This is a genomic window from Cohnella sp. SGD-V74, from assembly GCF_003001675.1.
Classification (GTDB): domain Bacteria; phylum Bacillota; class Bacilli; order Paenibacillales; family Paenibacillaceae; genus Cohnella.
Genome location: NZ_PVYW01000032.1, coordinates 1 through 20,513, shown reverse-complemented (window position 1 = coordinate 20,513; position 20,513 = coordinate 1). Strand labels below are relative to the sequence as shown.

General features: G+C 50.9%; 16 protein-coding genes and 1 pseudogene. 6 read left to right on the top strand and 11 right to left on the bottom strand.

What is annotated here, in order from left to right; translation table 11 throughout:
- Window positions 1–212 precede the first annotated feature (212 nt).
- The 5 genes from B0G52_RS33000 (at window position 213) to B0G52_RS32980 (ending at window position 4,249) form a co-directional block, all read left to right on the top strand.
- Window positions 213–926 (top strand): response regulator transcription factor, encoded by a 714-nt coding sequence (locus B0G52_RS33000; protein ID WP_094050737.1) that lies wholly within the window; start codon window positions 213–215, stop codon window positions 924–926.
- Entirely contained in the window at window positions 923–1,930 is a 1,008-nt protein-coding gene (locus tag B0G52_RS32995) for a HAMP domain-containing sensor histidine kinase (protein ID WP_094050695.1), read from the top strand. The genes B0G52_RS33000 and B0G52_RS32995 overlap by 4 nt, the downstream gene beginning before the upstream one ends.
- A gap of 80 nt (window positions 1,931–2,010) precedes the next feature.
- On the top strand, window positions 2,011–2,727 hold the full coding sequence (locus B0G52_RS32990; RefSeq protein ID WP_094050694.1) for an ABC transporter ATP-binding protein: 717 nt from the start codon (window positions 2,011–2,013) through the stop codon (window positions 2,725–2,727).
- Window positions 2,724–3,488: an ABC transporter permease gene (locus B0G52_RS32985; protein ID WP_094050693.1), complete on the top strand. Its 765-nt coding sequence runs from the start codon at window positions 2,724–2,726 to the stop codon at window positions 3,486–3,488. Before B0G52_RS32990 ends, B0G52_RS32985 begins: the two co-directional genes overlap by 4 nt.
- Window positions 3,485–4,249, top strand: coding sequence for an ABC transporter permease (locus B0G52_RS32980; protein WP_094050692.1), 765 nt, complete (start codon window positions 3,485–3,487; stop codon window positions 4,247–4,249). The genes B0G52_RS32985 and B0G52_RS32980 overlap by 4 nt, the downstream gene beginning before the upstream one ends.
- 60 nt (window positions 4,250–4,309) lie before the next feature.
- Here the strand turns inward: B0G52_RS32980 and B0G52_RS32975 are convergent, their stop codons facing one another.
- The 11 genes from B0G52_RS32975 to B0G52_RS32925 all read right to left on the bottom strand — a co-directional run bounded on the left by B0G52_RS32975 (window position 4,310) and on the right by B0G52_RS32925 (window position 20,001).
- Window positions 4,310–4,774: a GNAT family N-acetyltransferase gene (locus B0G52_RS32975; RefSeq protein WP_094050691.1), complete on the bottom strand. Its 465-nt coding sequence runs from the start codon at window positions 4,772–4,774 to the stop codon at window positions 4,310–4,312.
- Complete coding sequence (locus tag B0G52_RS32970) at window positions 4,771–5,802, bottom strand: aminoglycoside phosphotransferase family protein (protein WP_094050690.1); 1,032 nt, start codon at window positions 5,800–5,802, stop codon at window positions 4,771–4,773. The genes B0G52_RS32975 and B0G52_RS32970 overlap by 4 nt, the downstream gene beginning before the upstream one ends.
- A gap of 301 nt (window positions 5,803–6,103) precedes the next feature.
- Entirely contained in the window at window positions 6,104–6,352 is a 249-nt protein-coding gene (locus tag B0G52_RS32965) for a hypothetical protein (protein ID WP_094050689.1), read from the bottom strand.
- Window positions 6,353–6,496: 144 nt separating this feature from the next.
- The gene (locus B0G52_RS32960) at window positions 6,497–7,165 is read right to left on the bottom strand and encodes a DUF4956 domain-containing protein (protein WP_094050688.1); all 669 of its coding nucleotides are present in this window, start codon (window positions 7,163–7,165) and stop codon (window positions 6,497–6,499) included.
- A gap of 30 nt (window positions 7,166–7,195) precedes the next feature.
- Window positions 7,196–7,906, bottom strand: a complete 711-nt coding sequence (locus tag B0G52_RS32955) for a polyphosphate polymerase domain-containing protein (RefSeq protein ID WP_094050687.1) — start codon at window positions 7,904–7,906, stop codon at window positions 7,196–7,198.
- The gene (gene pelG / locus B0G52_RS32950) at window positions 7,907–10,999 is read right to left on the bottom strand and encodes an exopolysaccharide Pel transporter PelG (RefSeq protein ID WP_094050686.1); all 3,093 of its coding nucleotides are present in this window, start codon (window positions 10,997–10,999) and stop codon (window positions 7,907–7,909) included.
- Window positions 10,959–12,401 (bottom strand): GT4 family glycosyltransferase PelF, encoded by a 1,443-nt coding sequence (pelF, locus tag B0G52_RS32945; protein ID WP_233163298.1) that lies wholly within the window; start codon window positions 12,399–12,401, stop codon window positions 10,959–10,961. Before pelF ends, pelG begins: the two co-directional genes overlap by 41 nt.
- Window positions 12,402–12,421: 20 nt before the next feature.
- Window positions 12,422–14,251, bottom strand: coding sequence for a DUF2194 domain-containing protein (locus tag B0G52_RS32940; RefSeq protein ID WP_094050684.1), 1,830 nt, complete (start codon window positions 14,249–14,251; stop codon window positions 12,422–12,424).
- The gene (locus B0G52_RS32935; RefSeq protein WP_094050683.1) at window positions 14,229–15,146 is read right to left on the bottom strand and encodes a hypothetical protein; all 918 of its coding nucleotides are present in this window, start codon (window positions 15,144–15,146) and stop codon (window positions 14,229–14,231) included. The genes B0G52_RS32940 and B0G52_RS32935 overlap by 23 nt, the downstream gene beginning before the upstream one ends.
- Before the next feature lie 4 nt (window positions 15,147–15,150).
- Window positions 15,151–17,331, bottom strand: coding sequence for an NAD-dependent epimerase/dehydratase family protein (locus B0G52_RS32930; RefSeq protein ID WP_158223983.1), 2,181 nt, complete (start codon window positions 17,329–17,331; stop codon window positions 15,151–15,153).
- A gap of 51 nt (window positions 17,332–17,382) precedes the next feature.
- Window positions 17,383–20,001 carry a right-handed parallel beta-helix repeat-containing protein gene (locus B0G52_RS32925; protein WP_094050681.1) on the bottom strand — a complete coding sequence of 873 codons (2,619 nt, stop codon included), beginning with the start codon at window positions 19,999–20,001 and terminating at the stop codon, window positions 17,383–17,385.
- A 371-nt stretch (window positions 20,002–20,372) separates the two neighbouring features.
- On the opposite strand from B0G52_RS32925, the pseudogene B0G52_RS36805 reads away from it, so the two are divergent.
- Window positions 20,373–20,513: pseudogene (locus B0G52_RS36805) on the top strand (RHS repeat-associated core domain-containing protein); the annotation flags it as partial.

Below are 20,513 nucleotides of genomic sequence, written 5' to 3'. Positions count from 1 at the left end.
GTCCCCTTTCTAATCAGATTATAACGCTAACTTGTCCTAAGTACGAGCCTCCTGCCGGGACAGCATCCGAAAAGCCCTATAAATCGTTTTGATCGCTGGATAAGCAAAATGTATAATCGTTGTGAAATCAATTCGTATATTCGTATGGTCAGGTTGAGCGGATAGAGCCCGTTGCGATGAAGGAGACAAGGCAAATGAATGATGCGAGATGGATGGCTGCCGACACGCCGGAACAGTTTCGAACCGAAAGAACGAGAGGCATCCTCTATATTGAAGACAACCGGGAAATCGGCCAGTGGGTCAAGGAGGAATTGGAGCAGCGCGGCTATGCGGTACAGTGGCTAACATCCGGAGAAGGCGCGGAACGGGAAGTGCTTGAGAAAGATGTCGTCATCCTCGATATTATGCTTCCCGGGCTGGACGGTTTTACGATCGGTCAACGATTAAAAAGAGCAGCCCCGTCGGTACCGATTTTGCTCCTGTCCGCTCGGTCGGCTGTCGATGATAAGCTGGCGGGGCTTAAGTTCGCCGACGATTATGTGACCAAGCCCTTTCATATCGACGAGTTGGCAGCGAGAGTGGAAGTTCTGCTTCGCAGAAACGGATCGGGGATTCCGAAGCGCCTGAAGCTCGGACAGCATATCGTCGTGAACATGACCGAGAATACAGTGCTGAATGAAAGTACGGGAGAAGAAATTATACTGACGGGCAAGCAGCATCAAATTTTGATGTATTTTCTGAGCCGGCCCAATCAAATTCTGCCTAAAGAACACATTTTTGAAGCGATCTGGGGTGAACCGTACATGGAGGGCGACAAAACGCTGATGGTCCATATTCGCCACCTCCGCAAGAAATTGGAACGAAACCCGGACGCGCCGGAAATCGTTGAAACGGTTCGAGGCATCGGATACAGGGTCAGGCTATGAAACGTTTTGGATCGTTTTTCCGCCGGTATTTGCTGTTCCATTTTCTAGTTCTGATTTCCCTTCCGCTTCTGGCGATTTTCTTGTTTGCCGGCGTATCTCCTTCCGAAGAACCAGCGGGTACGCTCTATGAATATCGCAGCATGGTGGTCCTGATCGGCCTCATCTTTTCCGTATTGATCTGCATTTCGTGGATATTCTTCTATCGCCTCCGCCAACGGCTGATCCGTCTGCAGGAAGCGATGGCCGTCCCTGCAGACGGCGACCGGCTTCCCCGCCCTATGTCCGTTCGCTCCGCGCGCGTGGACGAAATCGGCCAGTTGGAAGCGTCATTTAACCGAATGGTCCTCCAACTCGAAGACAGCCGCCGCCGGGAACTGGAAGAGGAATCGCTCAGGCGAAGATTGATTGCGAATTTGTCGCACGATTTACGAACGCCGCTTACCGTTATTCGCGGACACGCCTCAAGGTTGAGCAAAGAACCGCTCAGCGTGGAAGGGCGCGACTCGCTGGGGGCGATCGATCATACGATTACACGCGTCGGAGAACTGATGGACGACCTGCTGGCGTACACGCTGCTCACCTCGGGCAAATACCCGTATCACCCCGTTCCAACGGATATTGTACGGTTGGCGAGAGCCTCCATCGCCTCCTGGTATCCGGCATTCGAGCAGGCGGGCTTCCACATCGAAGCCGATTTGCCGCTGCGGACGACGTTCTCCTGGGAAGTCGATCCGCAATGGATGACACGCGTGCTTGACAATCTGTTTCAGAACATCCTCCGACATGCTGGAACCGGCCAATATGTCGGTATAGCCGTGAATGCGGAATTGGAGAGACTGACGATCGCAGATCGCGGCCCCGGAATGGACGAGCCCTCCGCCGACCGCGGCGCCGGTATTGGCCTTGCGATCACTGCGCATATGTTGAAGGAAATGAAGCTTCAGGCGGATTGGGTATCGGATGAGAACGGCACAAGCGTGACGATCTGCCAAGCGAAAAATTAAACTGGATTTAAACGGAGCCCTCCCCGGCATTTAACCTGAACCGGTTAAAATGAAAAGCAGGTTAAGAAGGAGGGCTACACATGCTTACCATCCATCGACTCGTCAAACGCCGCGGTTCCCGCACGATTCTCAGCGGCATCAGCTTCCAGGCGCGGTCCGGCCGGGTGACCGGCTTCCTTGGGCCTAACGGTGCAGGCAAAAGCTCGACTCTCCGCATTTTGCTAGGGCTTGACAGCGCCACTTCAGGCGAAGCGCTTATTAACGGAGTACCGTACGCGCGTCTTCGCAACCCGCTCGCCACCGTTGGCGCCTTGCTCGACGGCTCCGGCGCTCACCGCGCCAGAACCGGACGCGCGCATCTGAACTGGATCGCCCGTTCCGCAGGCTTGCCTCGCTCCCGGGTCGACGAAGTATTGGCGATCGTCGGTCTGACCGATGCTGCGTCCCAACGAGTCGGCAGCTACTCCCTCGGCATGGGGCGCCGACTCGGGCTCGCTGCCGCGCTGCTCGGCGATCCCGAAGTCCTGATTCTGGACGAACCTGTGAACGGTCTCGATCCGGAAGGCATCCGCTGGATCAGAACGTTGGTGCGCGAACGAGCCGCAACGGGCCGTACGGTGCTGTTATCCAGCCATCTGATGGGAGAGTTGGCCGAGACCGTTGACGATGTCATTGTCATTAACCAGGGGCGAATCGTCGCCGACGGGACGCTTGCTGAAGTTATTGACGGTCACGGCACGCTTGAGAACGCGTTTTTCGCACTTACGACCCCGAACGGCGGCAGGGTCGCGCAATGAGGGCGATTACTGCCGAGTTGTCCAAGCTGTTCTCCCTTCTATCAGTCTGGGTTGCGCTAGCCATAGGGATGATTGTCCCGACGGCTATTGCCGCACTCAACTCTGTATCGACCCGGAAAGAGATTGCTCTTGGCGATCACACAGCCGTCGGTATCGACATGGGCTATCAAGAATTGGCGTTCGGCGTTATCGGCGCGATCATTATTGGCGTTGTCGCGATCAGCCACGAGTACTTCGCCGAAAGCGGCGAATCCGGCGGCGGACGCCAGATTACGACCAGCCTGATCGCGATACCATCCCGCCTCCGCTTCCTGTTTGCGAAAGCAACCGCTGTCGCCATGGTCAGCGCGGTGCTGGCCTCAGCCGCTGCAATCGCTACGATGGCTGCGATCCGGATCGTCCTTGGGGAGCATGCGCCGGAGATCGGAAGCGAGGACGTTCCGCGTCTGGCCGGCATCGTTTGCTACTGGGTGCTGACTGCGCTTCTGGCATTTGGGATTACTGTCCTTACCCGTCATGGCATCGTTCCGCTCGCTATCCTGATCGTGAATACTTCTGTCGTCACCGTCACTTATCTGCTCACTCGTCTTACATCGTTGGCATACTATTTCCCCGATATGGCCGGAATTCGCATGTTTATTCGCAACCTTGAAGACTCGACTGTCGAGATTGCCCCGCTCGTCGGCGGACTGGTCATGACAGCCTGGGTCGCGGCGCTTCTCATCATTGCCGCCATCGTATTTTGCCGGAGGGACGCATGAGCGCCGAAGTCGCCCGGCCTCACAGCCGGGAGTTCGTTCAAGCGCTCGCAGCAGAACTGTCCAAGCTGTGGTCGCTGCCAGCCGTATGGCTCACCTTGGGCGGTTCGCTGATCCTCAATCTCGTTCTGGCAGCTGCCTTCGTCAGCGCCGGATTGCAAGACTTAACCGGCACGCCAAACGCACTCGATATCGGACTAGCCTCGATTAGCTACATACAAGCCGGGTACATCGTTCTCGGGATCGTTGCTTCCTGCTCCGAGTATACCGGAGGGCAAATTCGCACAACCCTTACAGCGATGCCCCGGCGCAGCCTTCAACTCATTGCCGCGCATCTTGCTCTGATGATCGTGGTTGTCCCTGCCGCACTCATCACCGCGACGTCCGGCGTCCTGCTCGCCGCAATCGCTCTCGGCGACGCTTCAGCGCCTGTGGAGTTGGGAAGCACTGTCGGTATCCTTGCAGGTGTAACGGGGTACCTCGGTCTTACCACTCTCATCAGCGCGTCCTTCGGAGTTTTGCTGCGCCGGACGCTTCCGGCGGCAATTGTCGTACTCGGCTACTATTTTATCGCCGGCCCGCTCTTGCGAGAGCAAACCGCTCACGCGAAATACCTCCCCGACACTGCGGGCCTCGCCATGTGGTTCCCGCAACCCGGCGACGCAAGCGCGCTGTCCCCGGTACACGGGGCTACCGTCTTGGTCGCTTGGACTCTTGGTGCGTTTGTGGTTGCTTTGGCAGTGTATCGTAAGCGGGATACTTGACTGTAAAGAAAGCTGGCGACTTTTCGCCAGCTTTCTTGTCCCAGTCCTCATTGCGTCTCTTTATGTGAGCTGCCGTCCTTTCTCATAATCCACCCTATAGCTCCTGCAAAGTTCTTTTTCGGTTTCGGAATAGACGAGAAAACCAAATCTTTCATACAACCTCGCTGCCGCGTGATTCTCTTTGCGGTGATTGATATGAATGCAGGGGACATGGTACTTGCCGATGAGCTCATCCATCATCAAACGCATGGTTGCTGCGGCGATGCCTTGACGTTGATAACGCTCGTCTATCATTAGAGGATTGATGTACCCGCTAATGCCGTCCTCATCCAAACCGCCGCCAATCAAGCCCGCGTATTCCTCGCCGCATTTTATAGCAAATAGATCGGTATGTTCTTCATATCGGCTAATCCCGATCCAGTACACATTGGGGACAGCAAATACTTGCTTTTGTTCCTCTGAAACGGACAATTCGCAGACTTTCAGCCAATTGTTACTGTCCAGTGGCTCAAGGGTTATGTTCATCTATCTATTCCCATCTCATAGATTTTTTGCAGAGTATGGATGTGCAGCATTTTTTCATCATCCGTTTCTTCGAGTTTGTTTTCCTCCTCTGCGTTCATATACCACTCGACGAGCCTGTAGCCGAACATAAGCAAGATCAACTCATAAACACAATCATCCGTGATGTGCGAAATATCCGCGTATTCCGAAAAGCCTTTGAAGTACGCCGGGATGCATCTGCGGTAGTATTCAACCATATGCTCAACATCGGCTTCGTCCGCGATAAGGCTTGCTATATCTTCACCTAAATAGCCCCATCCGGCAGTATCCCAGTCGATGACTGTGGTTTTACCGTCTGAATCGAATAGGTTCGCCACCCAAAAATCCCTATGACACAGCACGATGGGAAGCTTTTCAATACGGTTGAATATTTCATCTGCGTCTTCATCGATGTCGATGAGCATTTTGCAGAGGTGTTGCGGAATTTCGCAATCGTCGGAGCGTATATAGTCGTACACTCTTTTCCATGACCGATATCGAAGATAGAAGTTCTTCATATACTCCACTTCGCTCAGGTTGGTCAGTTCCTGCAAAAAAGCTGGCTGTTCTGCATACAACCTACCTTGAAAGCGCCCCAATTCCTCGGCAGCGCGTTCATAACTATCACCGGTCAAGTCTAAACCCGATGTGCCGTCGATATATTCCATCCATAGGCGCGTTTCGTTTGCTTCTTCGTTCATTTCAACGTGGTAACATTCAGGCCAACGGAATCCTTCGGAAAATAGAGCGCTAAAATTGGATTGATACAAATCATACTCCCTGCGCCATGAATCGGTGTCCCCGTAGCGTTCCCATTTCTTCTGCGTTTTCGAAACGATTTTGTAGGGTAATTTCCTGCCGTCAGCCGATATTGCACTGCCCGTTACAAGCTGTACATCCCCCAATGTACCTCCATGTAATTGCACGGTTTGGAAATCAACGTGGATTATTTCTGTGTCGAGCATGTTGCTTAAAACCTGTGTCAGAGTTTCGGTTTTTATTTCGCTCATTATGAAGCCCTCCTATCGTTTTTTGCAAAACTGTTTGTGTACATAAAAATACCGCGAACAAGCAGCCTCCTGGGGAGCTGTTGTTTCGCGGCGAGAAGCCATAAGTCGGCTTATAGTCAAAAATAAACCGCTCCTTTCGCAAGAACAAGTTAAAGGTCTGATTCACAACTTTAGTGTGGCACAATCCTTTATAAGGGAACAATGGAAAGTTTGGTTATAGGCAAGTTTTATTGATCAGCTAACGAATCAATAGCAGGCAGGCCGGTTTGCTCTAATCGTTCGTTTTATAACTTTTAACTATTTAACGGCTAATATTTTTTAGTTGCTCCTTATAATTCCACACCGCTGGCTTAGGCGGAAATGCCCACAATGCTCCTTTATTTATCCAAGATTGACGGTATTCATCTATAGTTGTCTCTTGATCTTGATCTTGATCATGGTAACCGGATTGAAATCCGCAACAGGGACAAATATTAAACATTGGGCCTCCGTCATCGGTATACTGTGGCATTTCTAACTTATCAAATTCACAAACTTTGCATATAAACATTTTCTTACGATCCCCTTAACTAAGGTTTAGCGACCGCTTCGAATTCCACTAACTTGACCCAAGTACGAGCCTCCTGCCAAGAACGCCCAAGAAGCCTCGCGAATGAAGGCTTCTTGGGCGTGCATTATCTGGAACATCGAACGGCTATTGCGCGTAATCCCCGGTGTAGTTAACCAAGGATGCATCGCTAACTCCAGGTGCTTCAATGATCGACTGCAGAAACGAGGTGTTGTCGTCTACCAGCTTGATTTCGTAAGTCACTTCCGTATAATTTTTGCGTACGTTTTTCGATTTCAGCTTGCCGCTGAGCTTCTTTATTTCCGTCCGCAGGAAAGCGGTGGCTTCGTCGGTGTGGCGGATGATCAGCAGATAAGCTTCCTCTCGGATTTTGCGTTTGCTAAGCCAGACGATGACAAGGCCGATCAACAAGGAGCCGCCCAGCGCGATCGGATAGACTTTGGCGCCCGTAGCGATCCCGGCTGCCAACGCCCAGAACATATAGACGACATCGAGCGGGTCTTTAACCGCGGTACGAAACCGCACAATACTGAGCGCGCCGACCATGCCAAGCGACAAGACGATGTTCGTGCTGATTGTCATGATGACAAGCGTCGTAATCATCGTGATCAGTACGAAAGACACGTTGTAGTTGTAACTGTACACGACGCCCCGAAACGTTTTGCGATAGATGGCGTAAATAAACATTCCGATTGCGAACGAAATAGCCAGACTGACGAATGCCTCGTAATACGAGACGGTCTGGAAACTCTCCAAAGTCAATACGCTTTTCTTAATAATGTCCTCAAAGTTCATACGGATCCTCCAACCTCATCATAAACAACATTATTGTGTATGCAGCAGCATCAGCTTTTCCCGGCATAGAACGTACTTTGAAATCGTAGATCGCAGATGATGTACCGGCGTTATCTGCTCTCTGACGACATTAGGCAGCATATCGTCGAATTTGACCTCCATGATCGTAATGCCAGGCATGTTGATCTCGGAGAACGACAGCTCCGGGTGAAACAGATCAAGCTGGTTAGTCGCTACCGCAAGACGCTTGTCGAAAGTGATTCTCACATTCCCTTGCGGATAGATGAACGCTTCGCGCCAATAATCGACAATCACGTTCGGCGTATAACCGCCGACGGTCAAGGAAGCGTAGAAATCGCGAGCTAACGGATCTTCGCTTGCATACAAGCTTTCGTATTTTCCATGCAAAATTTCCTCGTACTGCTCCCTGGAGATGCGCCAAGATTCCTTTGCCACGTATTCTCCCAGCTTGCTCTTCCGCTCCAGAGCGATATGCTTGTCCGAACCGTTATAGATGCGTATCCGAAACTTTTGCCGTCTGAATACGCCGTCGTTTTTCGTTTCCAGCGCGGTTCTGCGCAGGTCGTCAAAATACAGGCTGCGAATATTGTAGCCGTCAATATCGACCGAATTCGGATCCAGCGTCATCAGATGAGCAAGCTTCATGCGAAGCGTCAAGTAATCGTGCAGATGGATGTAGTATTTTTGCTCCGTACGCAGCCGTTTGCCCCTAAGCCTCATTCAGTTCACCTCGAAATCCTTAATGCCGTAGTACATATCACCTTCAACGTCCGTATAGATTTCAAAATTGAACTGCCGATTGCCTTTACCGTCCACAACGTCTACCCGCCAAAAATATCGTCCGGGAGCCAACTCCGGAATCGAATGCGAGATGTCCCGCAGACTTCTGTTCTCATAGACGATGTCCGTGAACTCCTTGTTTTTGGATATGACCATTTCATAGGTCAGCTCGTCGTCTTGCAGATCGAACGATACGCCCCAATCGAAGTAGATTCGGCCGTCGCGCTGCGTCGCTTCATTCAAATAAAACGGCTTGGGCTTTTCCAGATCCTCGTAGTAACGTTCCAGCGCCTTTTTCGGCGTATCGATAATCCGTTGTATGTCTTGATCGTAAGCGGCCAGACGATCGGGCAAATATTGAACATCCGGCATTCGGCCGACGAACGGCTCTACGGTATCGCGGTATTTGCCGATTTGCTCCTTTACGGTTTCCTCGTTGATGTAGCGGCTGAGCTCTTCGATCTTCCGAGTCAACTTGTCGACATTCTCCTGGTTCCGGAAAAAGCGGTTATGCAATTCAACTCCCCAATAGTTGCTCAGACCGGTTTGATAGGGACGGATGAAATGCATATTTCTCTGAAGCTCCCATCCCCCATCGTAATCCCATGGAAGGAAGTACCACTTCTCGATATTAAGCGGAGAGTACAGGAAGAAATTGTTGGCATCCGTGTCCATATTGTCCATTAAAATGTTCATGGCAGTCCAAGTCAGGAAGTTGTCGAGATCGAAATATCTCTCTACCGTATCTTCAATCGGAATGCTGTAATCGTTGACGGCTTCCAGCATGGAGATCAGCTTGTCGTGCTCTTTGCGCCCTTTGATTTCCAAAATCTCCTCGAATTTGGCGACATCGTAAGTTTCGTCCGTCGTCGATTTGATCCTGTCCGGATAACGATGAAACTCGAAAAACTTCACTTTGTACAAAAATGCGTTCGGGTCCAGCATATGGGCTTTCAAAAAACGTTTGTTCGGCTGTTCGACATTCGTGTACAAGCCATAATCGACATAAGGAGCTTGCTTGTCTCCGTTGGAAAGATCTTTGACATAGAGCTGGACGAACTGCGTTCTCAGGCTTGTCATATCGGGGATCGTTTCCATCAGATCAAAGCTAAGCTTGTTGCGCAGACGCGACAAATCATCGATGTGCTTGTTCAGATTCAGCGTTCGCTGATCCATGTACAGACCGGTCTCTTCATAGAGACTCAGCTTATAGGACTTTTGAACGCGCGACCAAGCCGAATTGCCGCGCACCGCAATCGATGCATTGGGCGCCGTCGCATCGTGCTCGAACATCCCCGGCTTAGGTCCGAGCCCGTCCGGCAGCCCTTCCTGCACGATAGCTTCAAGCGACTGTCCCGATTCCTTGTCGACTTGGCGGTTTAATGCGTACCAGTCGAATGAAGAATTCTCTTCTTTCGTCGGCAGGACGGTGATATACAGCACTTTAAGCGAATCGTCCTGATCTCGTTTGTACAATCGTTTGTCGTCTTTTAACCTGTAGTCGTGGTCGACCGTAATTACCGTGGCGGGACTATCGTTCGTCTGGGAAGAAGAAGCGCCCGAACTGCATGCCGTCGCCAGCAAGCACACGATAACCATCGTTGCAGCAGCGCTTGCTTTGGCGTTGCCTCTGCTTCGGCTGTATTGCTTGTTGTTACTGATCGGTTGTGCGCAGAACGTGTAGTAATCGATATTCCTCAGCACATAGAGCAGCCGCGCGCTTACGGCCAGCAACGAGACGAACGAAGCGATGAACATGCCAAGACCGTCATAATTCAGCTTCATCGTTACGATCGTGCATCCGATATTCAGCGTTACGAACAGCAAGCCCGTCCAGAGCACGCCTTTCCGATCGTCAAAGTACATCAGAATGTGCACAAGCGAGAAGAAAATAATGAATAAGTAATAAGCGAGCGACAAAATGATGAACAGATCCAACTGCTGCATCGTAAAGCCGATTTTCGGCAATAGCAGCATGCCTGCGCCAAGCGACAAGATTGTAACGAGAAGCTGGATCTCCATCAGAAAGCTGATTTCCCGCATCAGCGTTCTCTGCATCTGCTTTTTGGCATTTTGAATATCCTGTATCGTTCCGTCGGCATTAACGTTCAAATAGTAATGGCGAAACTTTTCAAAGAAGGACGTTTCGACGGATACGACAAAAGCGACGAGCGTAGGCAACACGGTCAGAAACGCGTAAAAGACGGGCACATCGTAAAACATGAACACCCGATAGGCGCCTCCGATCACTTGCCCCTGATCGCTGAACCAGTAAACGAAATTGTGCAAGTAGATTCCCGAGTATATAAGCATGCCGCTGAAAAACAACGCCGGGTACTTCTTCATATGCTGCAGAAACTCGTAGTAGCTGCCGGAATCCGCTTTGGGGAATTTCTGGTGCATATGAAACCCCGTTAAGAAACATATGGTCAAAAATCCGGCGTCCAGTCCGATAAAGGCTCCCAAAAGAGTAGAGATCGAGAAATACTTCATCAATGCCCATGCGACCAGCACAGCCATCAACGCGCCGGCCAGGAAGCTTCGCGCAATGCGCATGTAGTCCTTTAACGCGGACAAATAGATGCCCTGTATCCACACCATCACAAGAAAAACAAAAAAGAAAAAGGCGCTGAATTTGTACGCAAGACTCCCTTCTACCCGGCTCAAGAAGATTGCCGCAATGATCGAAGAGATCGGAATAATGATGCTCAGCACTCCGTAGTAAGAAGACATGAGCTTGTTAAATTGCTTCGTATACAAGCTGTCCGCAACGTAGCGTGTAACGATAAGGGAAATTCCGGAACTGATCACGATCGAAAATATAAAGCAATAGGATACAGTGGCGATATACAATTCCCAGTCCAGATAGGTTCCCTGATGGATGGACATCAAGCGCTGCAAAATAATGATCAGCGACATACAGAGGATCATGGGGCCGACCGTAGTCATGGAGGAATACGCGTAGGCTCGCAGATTGTTGAGCAACCCTTCCTTACGAAAGAGCTTGCGCAACTCGAATCCTATCCCCGCCATTGGCCTCGCCTCCTAATTCTCCGTATAATTTGCGATAATTCGCGATTACATCTTCTTGCCGATAGTAACGGCTGACGCGCGCGTAAGCGTTCCGTCCGTACTCTTCCCTTGTCTTCTTGCTGTTGGCCAGTTGAAGCACCGCTCGGGCAATTTGCTCGACATGCATAACCGGAACCACTAAACCTGCCGGACCTATTCCGTCATCCAATCCCTCAAGCAGTTCCTTGCAACTGCCGACATTCGTTGCAACGTAAGGCTTGGCGGCGGCCATGCCCTCCAATATCGCGAGCGGCTGTCCCTCGCTAATGCTCGTCAGCAGCAAAACATCCATTTTGCCTATGTATTCCAAAACGTTGACCGCACCGGTAAAAATGACATCTTTCAACTGCAGGCTGTCTACCAGCTTAGTGCACTCCTCGTAGTACTCCTCGTCTTCTTCGTAAGAGCCCATAATAAAAAACACGGCATCTGGTCGTTCTTCCTTAATGAGCATGAAGCTCAGCAGCATCGTTTTGATGTCTTTAATCGGCACTACGCGGATAATTGCGCCGAGATACAGCTGATCTTCGGGCTTTTGCCGATCCAGCCCATCGTACCTTTCGACTAGAACTCCGTTCGGAATAATTCGGATTTTATCCGCGTCGCAACCCAGTTCAATTTCAATCTCGCGATTGCGGTTAAACAGCGTCGTCACTTGGTCCGCGTTCTCGTACGCGCTGCCCGACAAGCGGTAGAAGTATTGAATCCACAAATCTTTGAAGTACCCTTTCACCCAATCGGCCTTAATGATTTCTTCTTCTCTCTCCCTCGAGTAGATACCGTGCTCGGTTAGCAGGAACGGCTTCCCGTGAAGCTGTTTGGCCAGCGCGCCGACCACTCCCGCATAACCGGTAGATACGCTGTGATACAGATCCGCTTGCGGCACGTTCTCTCTGATAATCAGAAAGAGCGGAAGAATCATCGAACGAACCGTCCAGAACATTTCCGTGAAAGGAACGAGCGGATAGCGCTTCAGGCAGAGCGCTTGCAGCACGTCATAGAAATCTTTGCTCTGCAAAAAATCCGACACTCTCGCATATTTGTCTTGGCGCAAAAGCGCAAACAGTTCCTTCCACTCCACATTCCCCGTATCTCCGAGCAGCCTCATCAGGTTGTCGCGATTGGCATCTGTAAGACTGACCCGCGTTCCCCATTGGCCTTCCTCGGTCAAATAGGTATCGAGGAAAGTTTCCTTGACTTCGATGACGTTGTCAGGCAGCTTGTACTTGAACTTGCCCTGTTGCGAGCGTTGCGCCGCGATCGTGTAAATGATGAATTCATGCTCCTGCATTTGCGTGGCGATTTGGTGAATCCAACTGGAGACTCCCCCCGTGACATAAGGGTAGGAGCCTTCGGCAATCATGCATATCCTCAAGTTTCCACCTACTTAAGTTCAATATTGAAATGCGCGTTTGTCGCTTCGACCAAATACGTATTTTCATCAATCAGTTGGACATGGCAATGAGTTAACTTCCCGATTTTCTTGTCGGTGCGAAGAATGAAATATTGCTTTGTGCGGTAGTTCTCGATGTCGACGGCCAGCTTCTCCTCCGATTGCTTGCGCGTGATCCGGCTGTTGAGCACCGCCGCGACATGCATCGCGGCATCTCCGGAAGTTTGCGCCTTTAACCAGGGGTAGGTATCGCTGATCCGATCAAGCAGATTCCCGAAATCTTGATACAGATTTTTCCAGCCTTTCTTTTTGCCTCGATGCTCGTCGAGCAAATCATCCGGGTGGATAAAGTGCGAGAAATAACCGTGCGCAGTCATGACGCTCGCTTCCAGCCATAGCATATCCGGCGCTTCGCTGTAGCCGGACGTAATGCGCGGCATCTCCACTATGCCGTCGGGAGCAATTTCAAATTCCTGTACATAGGAGAAGCCTCTTGGATCGTCCTCGTACAAGCTCGCAATGACGCGAAGGCTGTCCCAGTTATCGGCAAGAGCTTTCCTGCCTTGCTCGCTCAATACGTTGGAAGGAGGCACGTAACTGACCGTATCGTAGCTCGGAAAAGCCTTCTTCAAGAACGCGACGACAGTCTGCACGGAAGTCTCGATATCCTCGTAGGAACTCCAAGTTTTGTAATCGTATTCTTTGGCGATATCCTCCCGAAACTGCAAAGGCTGATGATTGTAGCCGTGGATGCCGATCTCGCCGCCAGTCTTCAACACTTCGCGGCCGTATACGATCAGATTGGTCAGATCCTCCTGCCTGTAAGCGGGAAGCGGCGCCGCGACAACCTCGTTGTAGTCTTGAATCGCAACGGCAGTATACTTCAAGTCGTATCTATTCGCCGCCCGTATCATATCCGGCCACCAAATATCTTTGAAGAACGAAGCGATATTGCGCTTGTAGTCCGCGTAAATGCCAAGGTCTATCGCTTTGCTCAATGGTGCCGGATAATCGTCGATGTAGAAAAGCTTGGCGTTAAAAATCGGATAGATGTAGTCGCGAATCAGCATGCTGAGCGCACCGACGATCAAGCCCCGGTTCGATTTGGTGAACAGATTGTTCCCGTTATAGACCATTACAGCCCCATCGCCGTACTCATAGCGCCAAATGATCGGCGAGAGATCTCCCTTGGCAAGCATTTCGCTGCTGTGATCCAGTTCTACGGAAAGCGAGTCGTTGTAGAAATGATCGTCGGCAAACTTCTGATTTTTCTGCCCGATCAGCACGTTCGAAGTAAATTCGATGTCGTTATTTCCAATGACGTACCGATAGTTGACAATTCCGATTTTACGGTAGATTCGAGTGAATACGGGACCTGGATGATCCATTCTGGTCATGAAAAGATAGCCGCCTTCGGCAATATACCGCTCAAGCTCGTCAACGGCGTCCGGCATGGTTTCGATGCTATTAAGCAGTAGGACGGCCCGGCACGATTCGAAGCGGATCTCGTCCGCAGCGACGTCCTGAATCGTATAAGGCTGCTTGATATAGCGATACACTTCGCGGAAGTTGTCGTAATACTTCACGCTTAGTTCATCCAAGCTGTCGTATACCATACAGTGCGCATCGGAAGTCGACTCGTCCGTTACGAGCATGTTCGCGGCCTCGAACTCTCGAAGCTCCGCCAGAGACATCGGATTGTTATTCGAGACATACTTCAGCACGAGATCGGAGCGGGCAATCTGAGAAATAATGCCGAAAGCAAGGATGCCCACCAGAATGATATAGACGTTTCTTCTAAATTTGACGTTGTTGTCCATCTGCTTCCCCTTCGGACCAAAACCGCACTGCAGTCAGACCTGCATTCGACAAACGAATTGGCGAGTTTTTCAAGCGATTTAGCGTCAGCTCCAGCTTCCGGCTGGAACGGACAATGAAATAATACTTCAGCAATGCCATGTAAGCTTGCTCGCTTAACGGATAACATTCGACGTACCGCTGGGCGGTCTGCTCAGCATCCGAATAGAGCCCCAGTTCGATTTCCGTTTCCAGCTTGGCGGCAAACAGACTTTCTTCTTCCTCGTTCTGGTTCAAATAATTCGTCAGAACGAACAAATACGTATATTGATATTTCCTTTTCGTACGCTCATCAAGAAATCCGCTTTTTACATAGGCAGTCAGTATCTCGATATACGCTTTCGCGGTTTCCGCATGATTCTGATCTTGTTCATAACGAACTTCCAATTCCTGCAAGGAAATCAATAGCTTACGCTTAATTTCCATTATCGCGCTTACCGCATAATGCGAGGTCTCGGTATCTTCGTTATTGACCGCGAGCTGCAGAACTTCGATGTACTTGATCGTATCCTGCTTCAGCACCTCGATCAGCGCTTGCCGCCGATCTTGATGCCGGCTGGCGACCAATGCGTCCTCGATCGGCACGACGTCCAGTTCGCGCTGCTTTTCGACACCGTGGAATACCCCGATTCGGCGAATCGTATGCTCCTGCTCCTGCTGCTCGACATATTCCGCAAACTGACGCTCGAAGCGATGACGCGGCTTTTGCAGCCACACCGTCGGCAAGAGCCAGCCCAACACGGGAACGCAGGCTACGAACAACAGCTTGATGAACATCAACTGTTTGTCATGCCGATTCAACAGCGCAAGAACCGAAGCGGACAGGATGAGATACAGTCCGTAATAAAGCCAAAGCATTCTCTCACTCCTCGTTCACGACGGTAAAGGAAATTTGCGGATGGGACAATCGCGGCATGATCGTGTTCAAATCCTGCTTGCTCGTATTCGACAGCAACAGTTGAAACCGCCCTTCTTCCGCCAAACCTACGTAGTCCGTCTCGCGCAACAGCGGCTCGATGAATTGCGCCGCCTCCTGCGGAGAAAATTGGTTCAAGCTGCATTGCAGCAGCAGATAAGGAATATGGTGTTGCAGCTTGGCCTCATGCTTGGTCTGCACGATTTCCTTAAAAACGGCGGGCTGCATGATTCTGGTTCCTTCAACGTACCGATGATTTTCCGTAGCCTCAATAAAGGTAAAGGCCTTGCTTAACGACGAAGCTATTAAATCCGCCGTAATTTGGAACAGATTTTGCTGGTACAAGGAGAAGCTTTCGAATTTCATGCCGTCAATGGCAATGACTGCGGCAACCTGGTCATGATGATAAAGCGGAACCGCCATCAACGGCAGGCCCGGCTCAAGCTGTTTGTTCGTGTACATCTGTCCGTTTTGCAGCATGTGCTGCAGGTGGCCGAAATCTGAAACCCTCAAGGACTTGTCCAGCGATTTCGCATCGTATCCCGAACTCGCCAGCAGCCGCAAAAAGTTTTGATACTTGTTTATGCGATAGATGGCAACCTTCTCGACGCGCATAATCGACTTGACAACGTTCACCGCAGAGTTAAACACCGCTTCGGGCTCCAGACTTTCGAGCTCTTTGGTAGCGTAATAAATTTTGCCGTAGCTGTCTCCGGCGTTCATGATGCGAAGTTGAAGCTCATCTTTTACCTCGCGAACCTCTTTGTAGATATCTTCAAGAAATTCGTAGCGTTCGCTGGCTTCGGCAGCTTTTCGCTCTTGCTGGGAGATCCGTACGTTTTTTCGCTGTATCGCGTAACCGACGACAAGTCCGATAAACAGATAGATCGCAATGCTGAAAAAGAAATCCGTGTCATAGGTAAGCGACACAAGGTCTCTGCCTGCCTGCAGTTCCTGATAGGTCAGCAAGCCAATTGATAACGCAACGGCCAGCAGCGCCTGACGATTTCCGTATAGGATACCGACGATCGTTATGTAGAACAGCTTGACGTCGATGACTCCGTACATGTTGCTGACAATACTCAGGCTCAGCCAGGCGGTTAATGCGAACGCCAGCAAATTCTCGAACGTCGGCATCAGCCACTTCGGCAGCTTGGGACGCGCTCTCGCCGGCGCGGGATCGGCTGCGGCGGTTGCCGCGGCCTCCTTCTCCCCGGCCTGACTGGCGAAGTAAGCGTATGTACGCTCCAGGCCTTCTTTAAGGCCATAGAGCGGAGACCAGTCTAAATCTCGCATTACCGCCGAATTGTCCAGTCGCGAATGCAGAATATCCTGAGGACGAGGCGGCTCGTGTTGAACTTGCAAGTCCGGCCGGATTTCCGAGAGGGATCGAATAATCTCGTTGACGGAATCCTGCCGGTTCACGGAAAGATTGTAGATGCCCGTATGCGAAGAATTGGCGCTGCGGTATACCGCGTCCGCCACGTCCTCGACATAGATGAAATCCCTGGTTTGCTCGCCGTCGCCAAACACCTTCAGCGGTTTGTCCTGCAGCATGTTGTTCATAAATATCGAGATGACTCCGCCTTCGCCTTCGGCACTTTGCCGCGGGCCGTATACGTTGGAGAAGCGGAACCCGATCGTAGACAAACCATGCAGCGCATGCCACTTATCTGCGTACAGCTCGTTCACGTATTTGCTGATGCCATAAGGCGAAATCGGCTCTACGCTCTTCGTTTCCAGATGCGGCAAGGTTTCGTCTAAGCCGTATACCGCGGCCGATGAGGCATAAATAAACCTTTTCACCCCGTACTTGACCGATAAATCCAGCATGTTCACGGTCCCCAGCACGTTAGAGTCCGTGTCCAACTGGGGATTCGCGAGGGATTTGCCGACGCTGATCTGAGCCGCGAGATGAACGACCGTATCGAAGCGATACGCGCGGAAAATTTCTTCGCATTTGGGATCCGTCACATCCAACGTATAGCCGCGATGTTTGATTTGCACGTTCGCTTTATTTCCGGTCGACAGATTGTCGATGATGAATACTTCGTAGCCTTCCTTGAAAAACCGGTCCGCGACATGGGAACCGATAAAGCCGTATCCTCCGGTAATCAACACTTTCATCTCTTGCATACCTCGCTTCTCGCATAAATGACGTTGTGCAGGGAACATGAACTATTTCGTAATTTTGTACTCGACCAGCGCCTCCACTTCGGGAAGCTTCAAAGTCTTCTGATCGTCAAGCATAACTCCGATCGCAATCGTGCCGCCCGGCCCGATGCCAAGCTCCTCCAATCTCACTCTCATTTCTATGAAACCCGGAGAATTGGCGTACGAGGCGTTGTCCAGCGACGATCGCTTGCGGAAGTCCCAACTCTTGTTATCTCCTTGGTAACGGTACATCGCACCATTTTCGATCAGATCGTCTATGCCCGATTTCTTCCACCTGGAAGACTGGTAGCCGGAAGTCGAGTCGTTATCCGTATTGATATAGATCTGGTTTTTCTTAGGCGTGCCGTTGGTTCGAATGGCGATAAACAGGAACTCCGAATCATTCGTAACGTAAGCGGCAAGCGACTGATCCGCTTTGGCGGTCAGAGCCTGGAATGGCTTCCAATCGTCGGCCCGGCCATCGATGTGAATACCGACGGAGGGCGTCGGAGTCGCTTCTTGCGTCGGCTGCGGAAGATCCGGAGCGCCGCTTACAGCGACCATGCTTCCCCCGAGCGGCAACTGATCCCTCTTGGAATCCTTCCACACGTACCCGACTGCAATGCTCCGCTTATCGTGAACGTTCAAGTCGGTTAACGGAATCGCCATTTCGATTGCGGCATGGTTAAGCGCTACTTCGTAATTGCGGTAATCTTTGACCTGCCGCCAGCTCCAGTCTTTGCCGCTTCCCGCGTACCGGTACAGAATTCCGTTCTCCAGTAAATAGTTCGCTTGTTGATTCGACCAGAACGGGACAGCGAAGGAATCGGCTCCTTCCGTCCGAATGTACAGTTGCCCTTTTTCTTTCAGCAATTGCCCCGTTATGAGTACGTATAGCGTCTCGCCTATAACAGCGCCCTTCAACTCCTTTACGTTCGAATCGCTTGTTGCCAGCGAAGCATATTGCCGCCAGTCTTCGATCAAACCATCGATAATAAAAAGCGGTGGTGTCGAAGATTCCGGTTCCTCAGAAGGCGCTGTCGGCAATTCCGGCTCTCGAGGGGGGACTGTTGGCAACTCAGGTTCCCCCGGAGGCGTTATCGGCGATTCCGAAGTTGATGCTGCATATTCTATCGCGCCGATGTCTATTGCTTGTCCGATTACCCGTGAAGAAGCGATCAGGTCCGAAGTCCCGACTTGCGAATAGAGTTGCGTTCCGGCATCGATCGCAGGGGAACCGGCGATCAATTCCGGTCGGCCGTCGACAAGCAACCTTAACATCGGATCGGCGTATTTAGCGTTCGGATCCTGATTCGCCGATTGTCGGTAGCTGTCAAAACTGTTGTAGACAACATTACCGTAACGCCAAGATGGGCTTGCTTCGTTCTCTGTAAAATAAAGATTGTTATCCAGAATATTGTTCATGCTGGTCGAGCGGTTATCGAAAATAAACGGCGTATCCTTGCCCGCAATCACTAGATTGTTGACAATGACGTTGTTCTGCACATGATGCTGGAACGTAATCTCGCCGTCTCCGGTACGCAATTGATTGTTGCGATAGAACGTATTGTTCAAGATGGCGCTGTCTCTAACTCCACCGTTGTCCGACGAGGAGCCGCCCATAATCAAACCGGACATATGATTGTCGTGGATGTAATTGTTCCTCACGGTGATCATGCTGGCGGCGGCACCGCCTCGCTCGCTTGCGATCTCGATTCCATAGTTGCTGCTGAACACTTCATTGCCTTCAATAACCGTATTTGTACCGCCGTCGACATAGATTCCCGCCGCTGCCCGATGACCGCGATAGGCCGGATTGTGAATGGTGTCGACATAAGAAACTTTATTACCCGCGACAACCCCATTGCGGGCTTGGTCGACGCAATTCCCGGAGCAGGTTCCGTAGAAGCCGGCCACATCGATCCCGATATTGTTGACTCTCTCGATGACATTGCGATTTACGTGGAAACCGTCGACATTCCCTACGATCGTCAGCGCTTCGCTGGAACCCAAAGTCAGATCGTGCAGGTAGTTGTTAGAGATCGTAACGTTGCGGATCGGCGTGCCGCTGTTTCCGTAAACGACGATTCCGTTGGCGTTTCCGTTCGCATCGGTATTCGCTATGTTGTGAATGCGGTTGTTCTGAAGAATCAGATTGGAAGAGCCTTCGACGACTTTGATTGCCGAAATGTATTTGCTTCGGTCGGCGACCCGAAACTCGGTCAACTCGAATCCGTCAAAAATAACATGGCTCGCGCCGTAAAACTGAACAAGGCTCGAACTTCTGCTCTCCGCTCCGCTGATCACGGGAGTCTCTCCCGGATAAGCCTGAAAAGTAACGTAGTCTCCCGAATCTGAGAAGCTTTTGATCGTAATATTCTCTTTGTAAATTCCTCCCCGGACAAACACCGTTTCACCCGGACGAAGCACCCCTGCTGCATGCTGAATCGTTCTCCATGGCGAGGCTTCAATGCCCGTATTGGCATCGGAGCCCCAGGGCGCCACATAATAAATGGCCCCCGGCGCCGCATTCGCTTTGACAAATGCCGGAAGATTGGAAACAAGAAGCATTATGCTCATCAGGACCGTAAAACCGATTTTTACATTTCTCATCATGATGCGGTAATCGATGTGCTCCTTCATAATGAAGTCTCCCCCCGCTCAGAAAGGCTCATGTTGTCGCTGCACTGGCTATACTTGTACAACTTTTTCCCAGAAATGGTCATAGCCGCATCAATCGTTTGTACAAGCCGAGGAATCCATAAATTACGACCGGAACCAACTTTGTAAATTGAGATCTCGATAACCATATTATGACATATCACTTTAAATTGCGACAACAAAATTTTACATTCAGCAAATGAACAAGAACTGAACATCCAAAATCTAGGAAGCATTCAGAAAAAACCGCTTCAAATTCTCCCGAATTCCCCGGTTATTTGGCGCCATAAAACCGAAAATTTCGATGGAGCTCGAAGCGGACCGCTATTATTACGATGACGCGAATAAGCCTCAGCCTTCAATATCTCCGAGCCAGGTGGTATGATCTGAGTGTTGGTAGGTTTATTAATGAGGATAGCTACGAAGGAACGCTAACAAACCCACTAACACAGAACCTGTACACGTATGTCTACAATAATCCGCTGCGCTTCAAC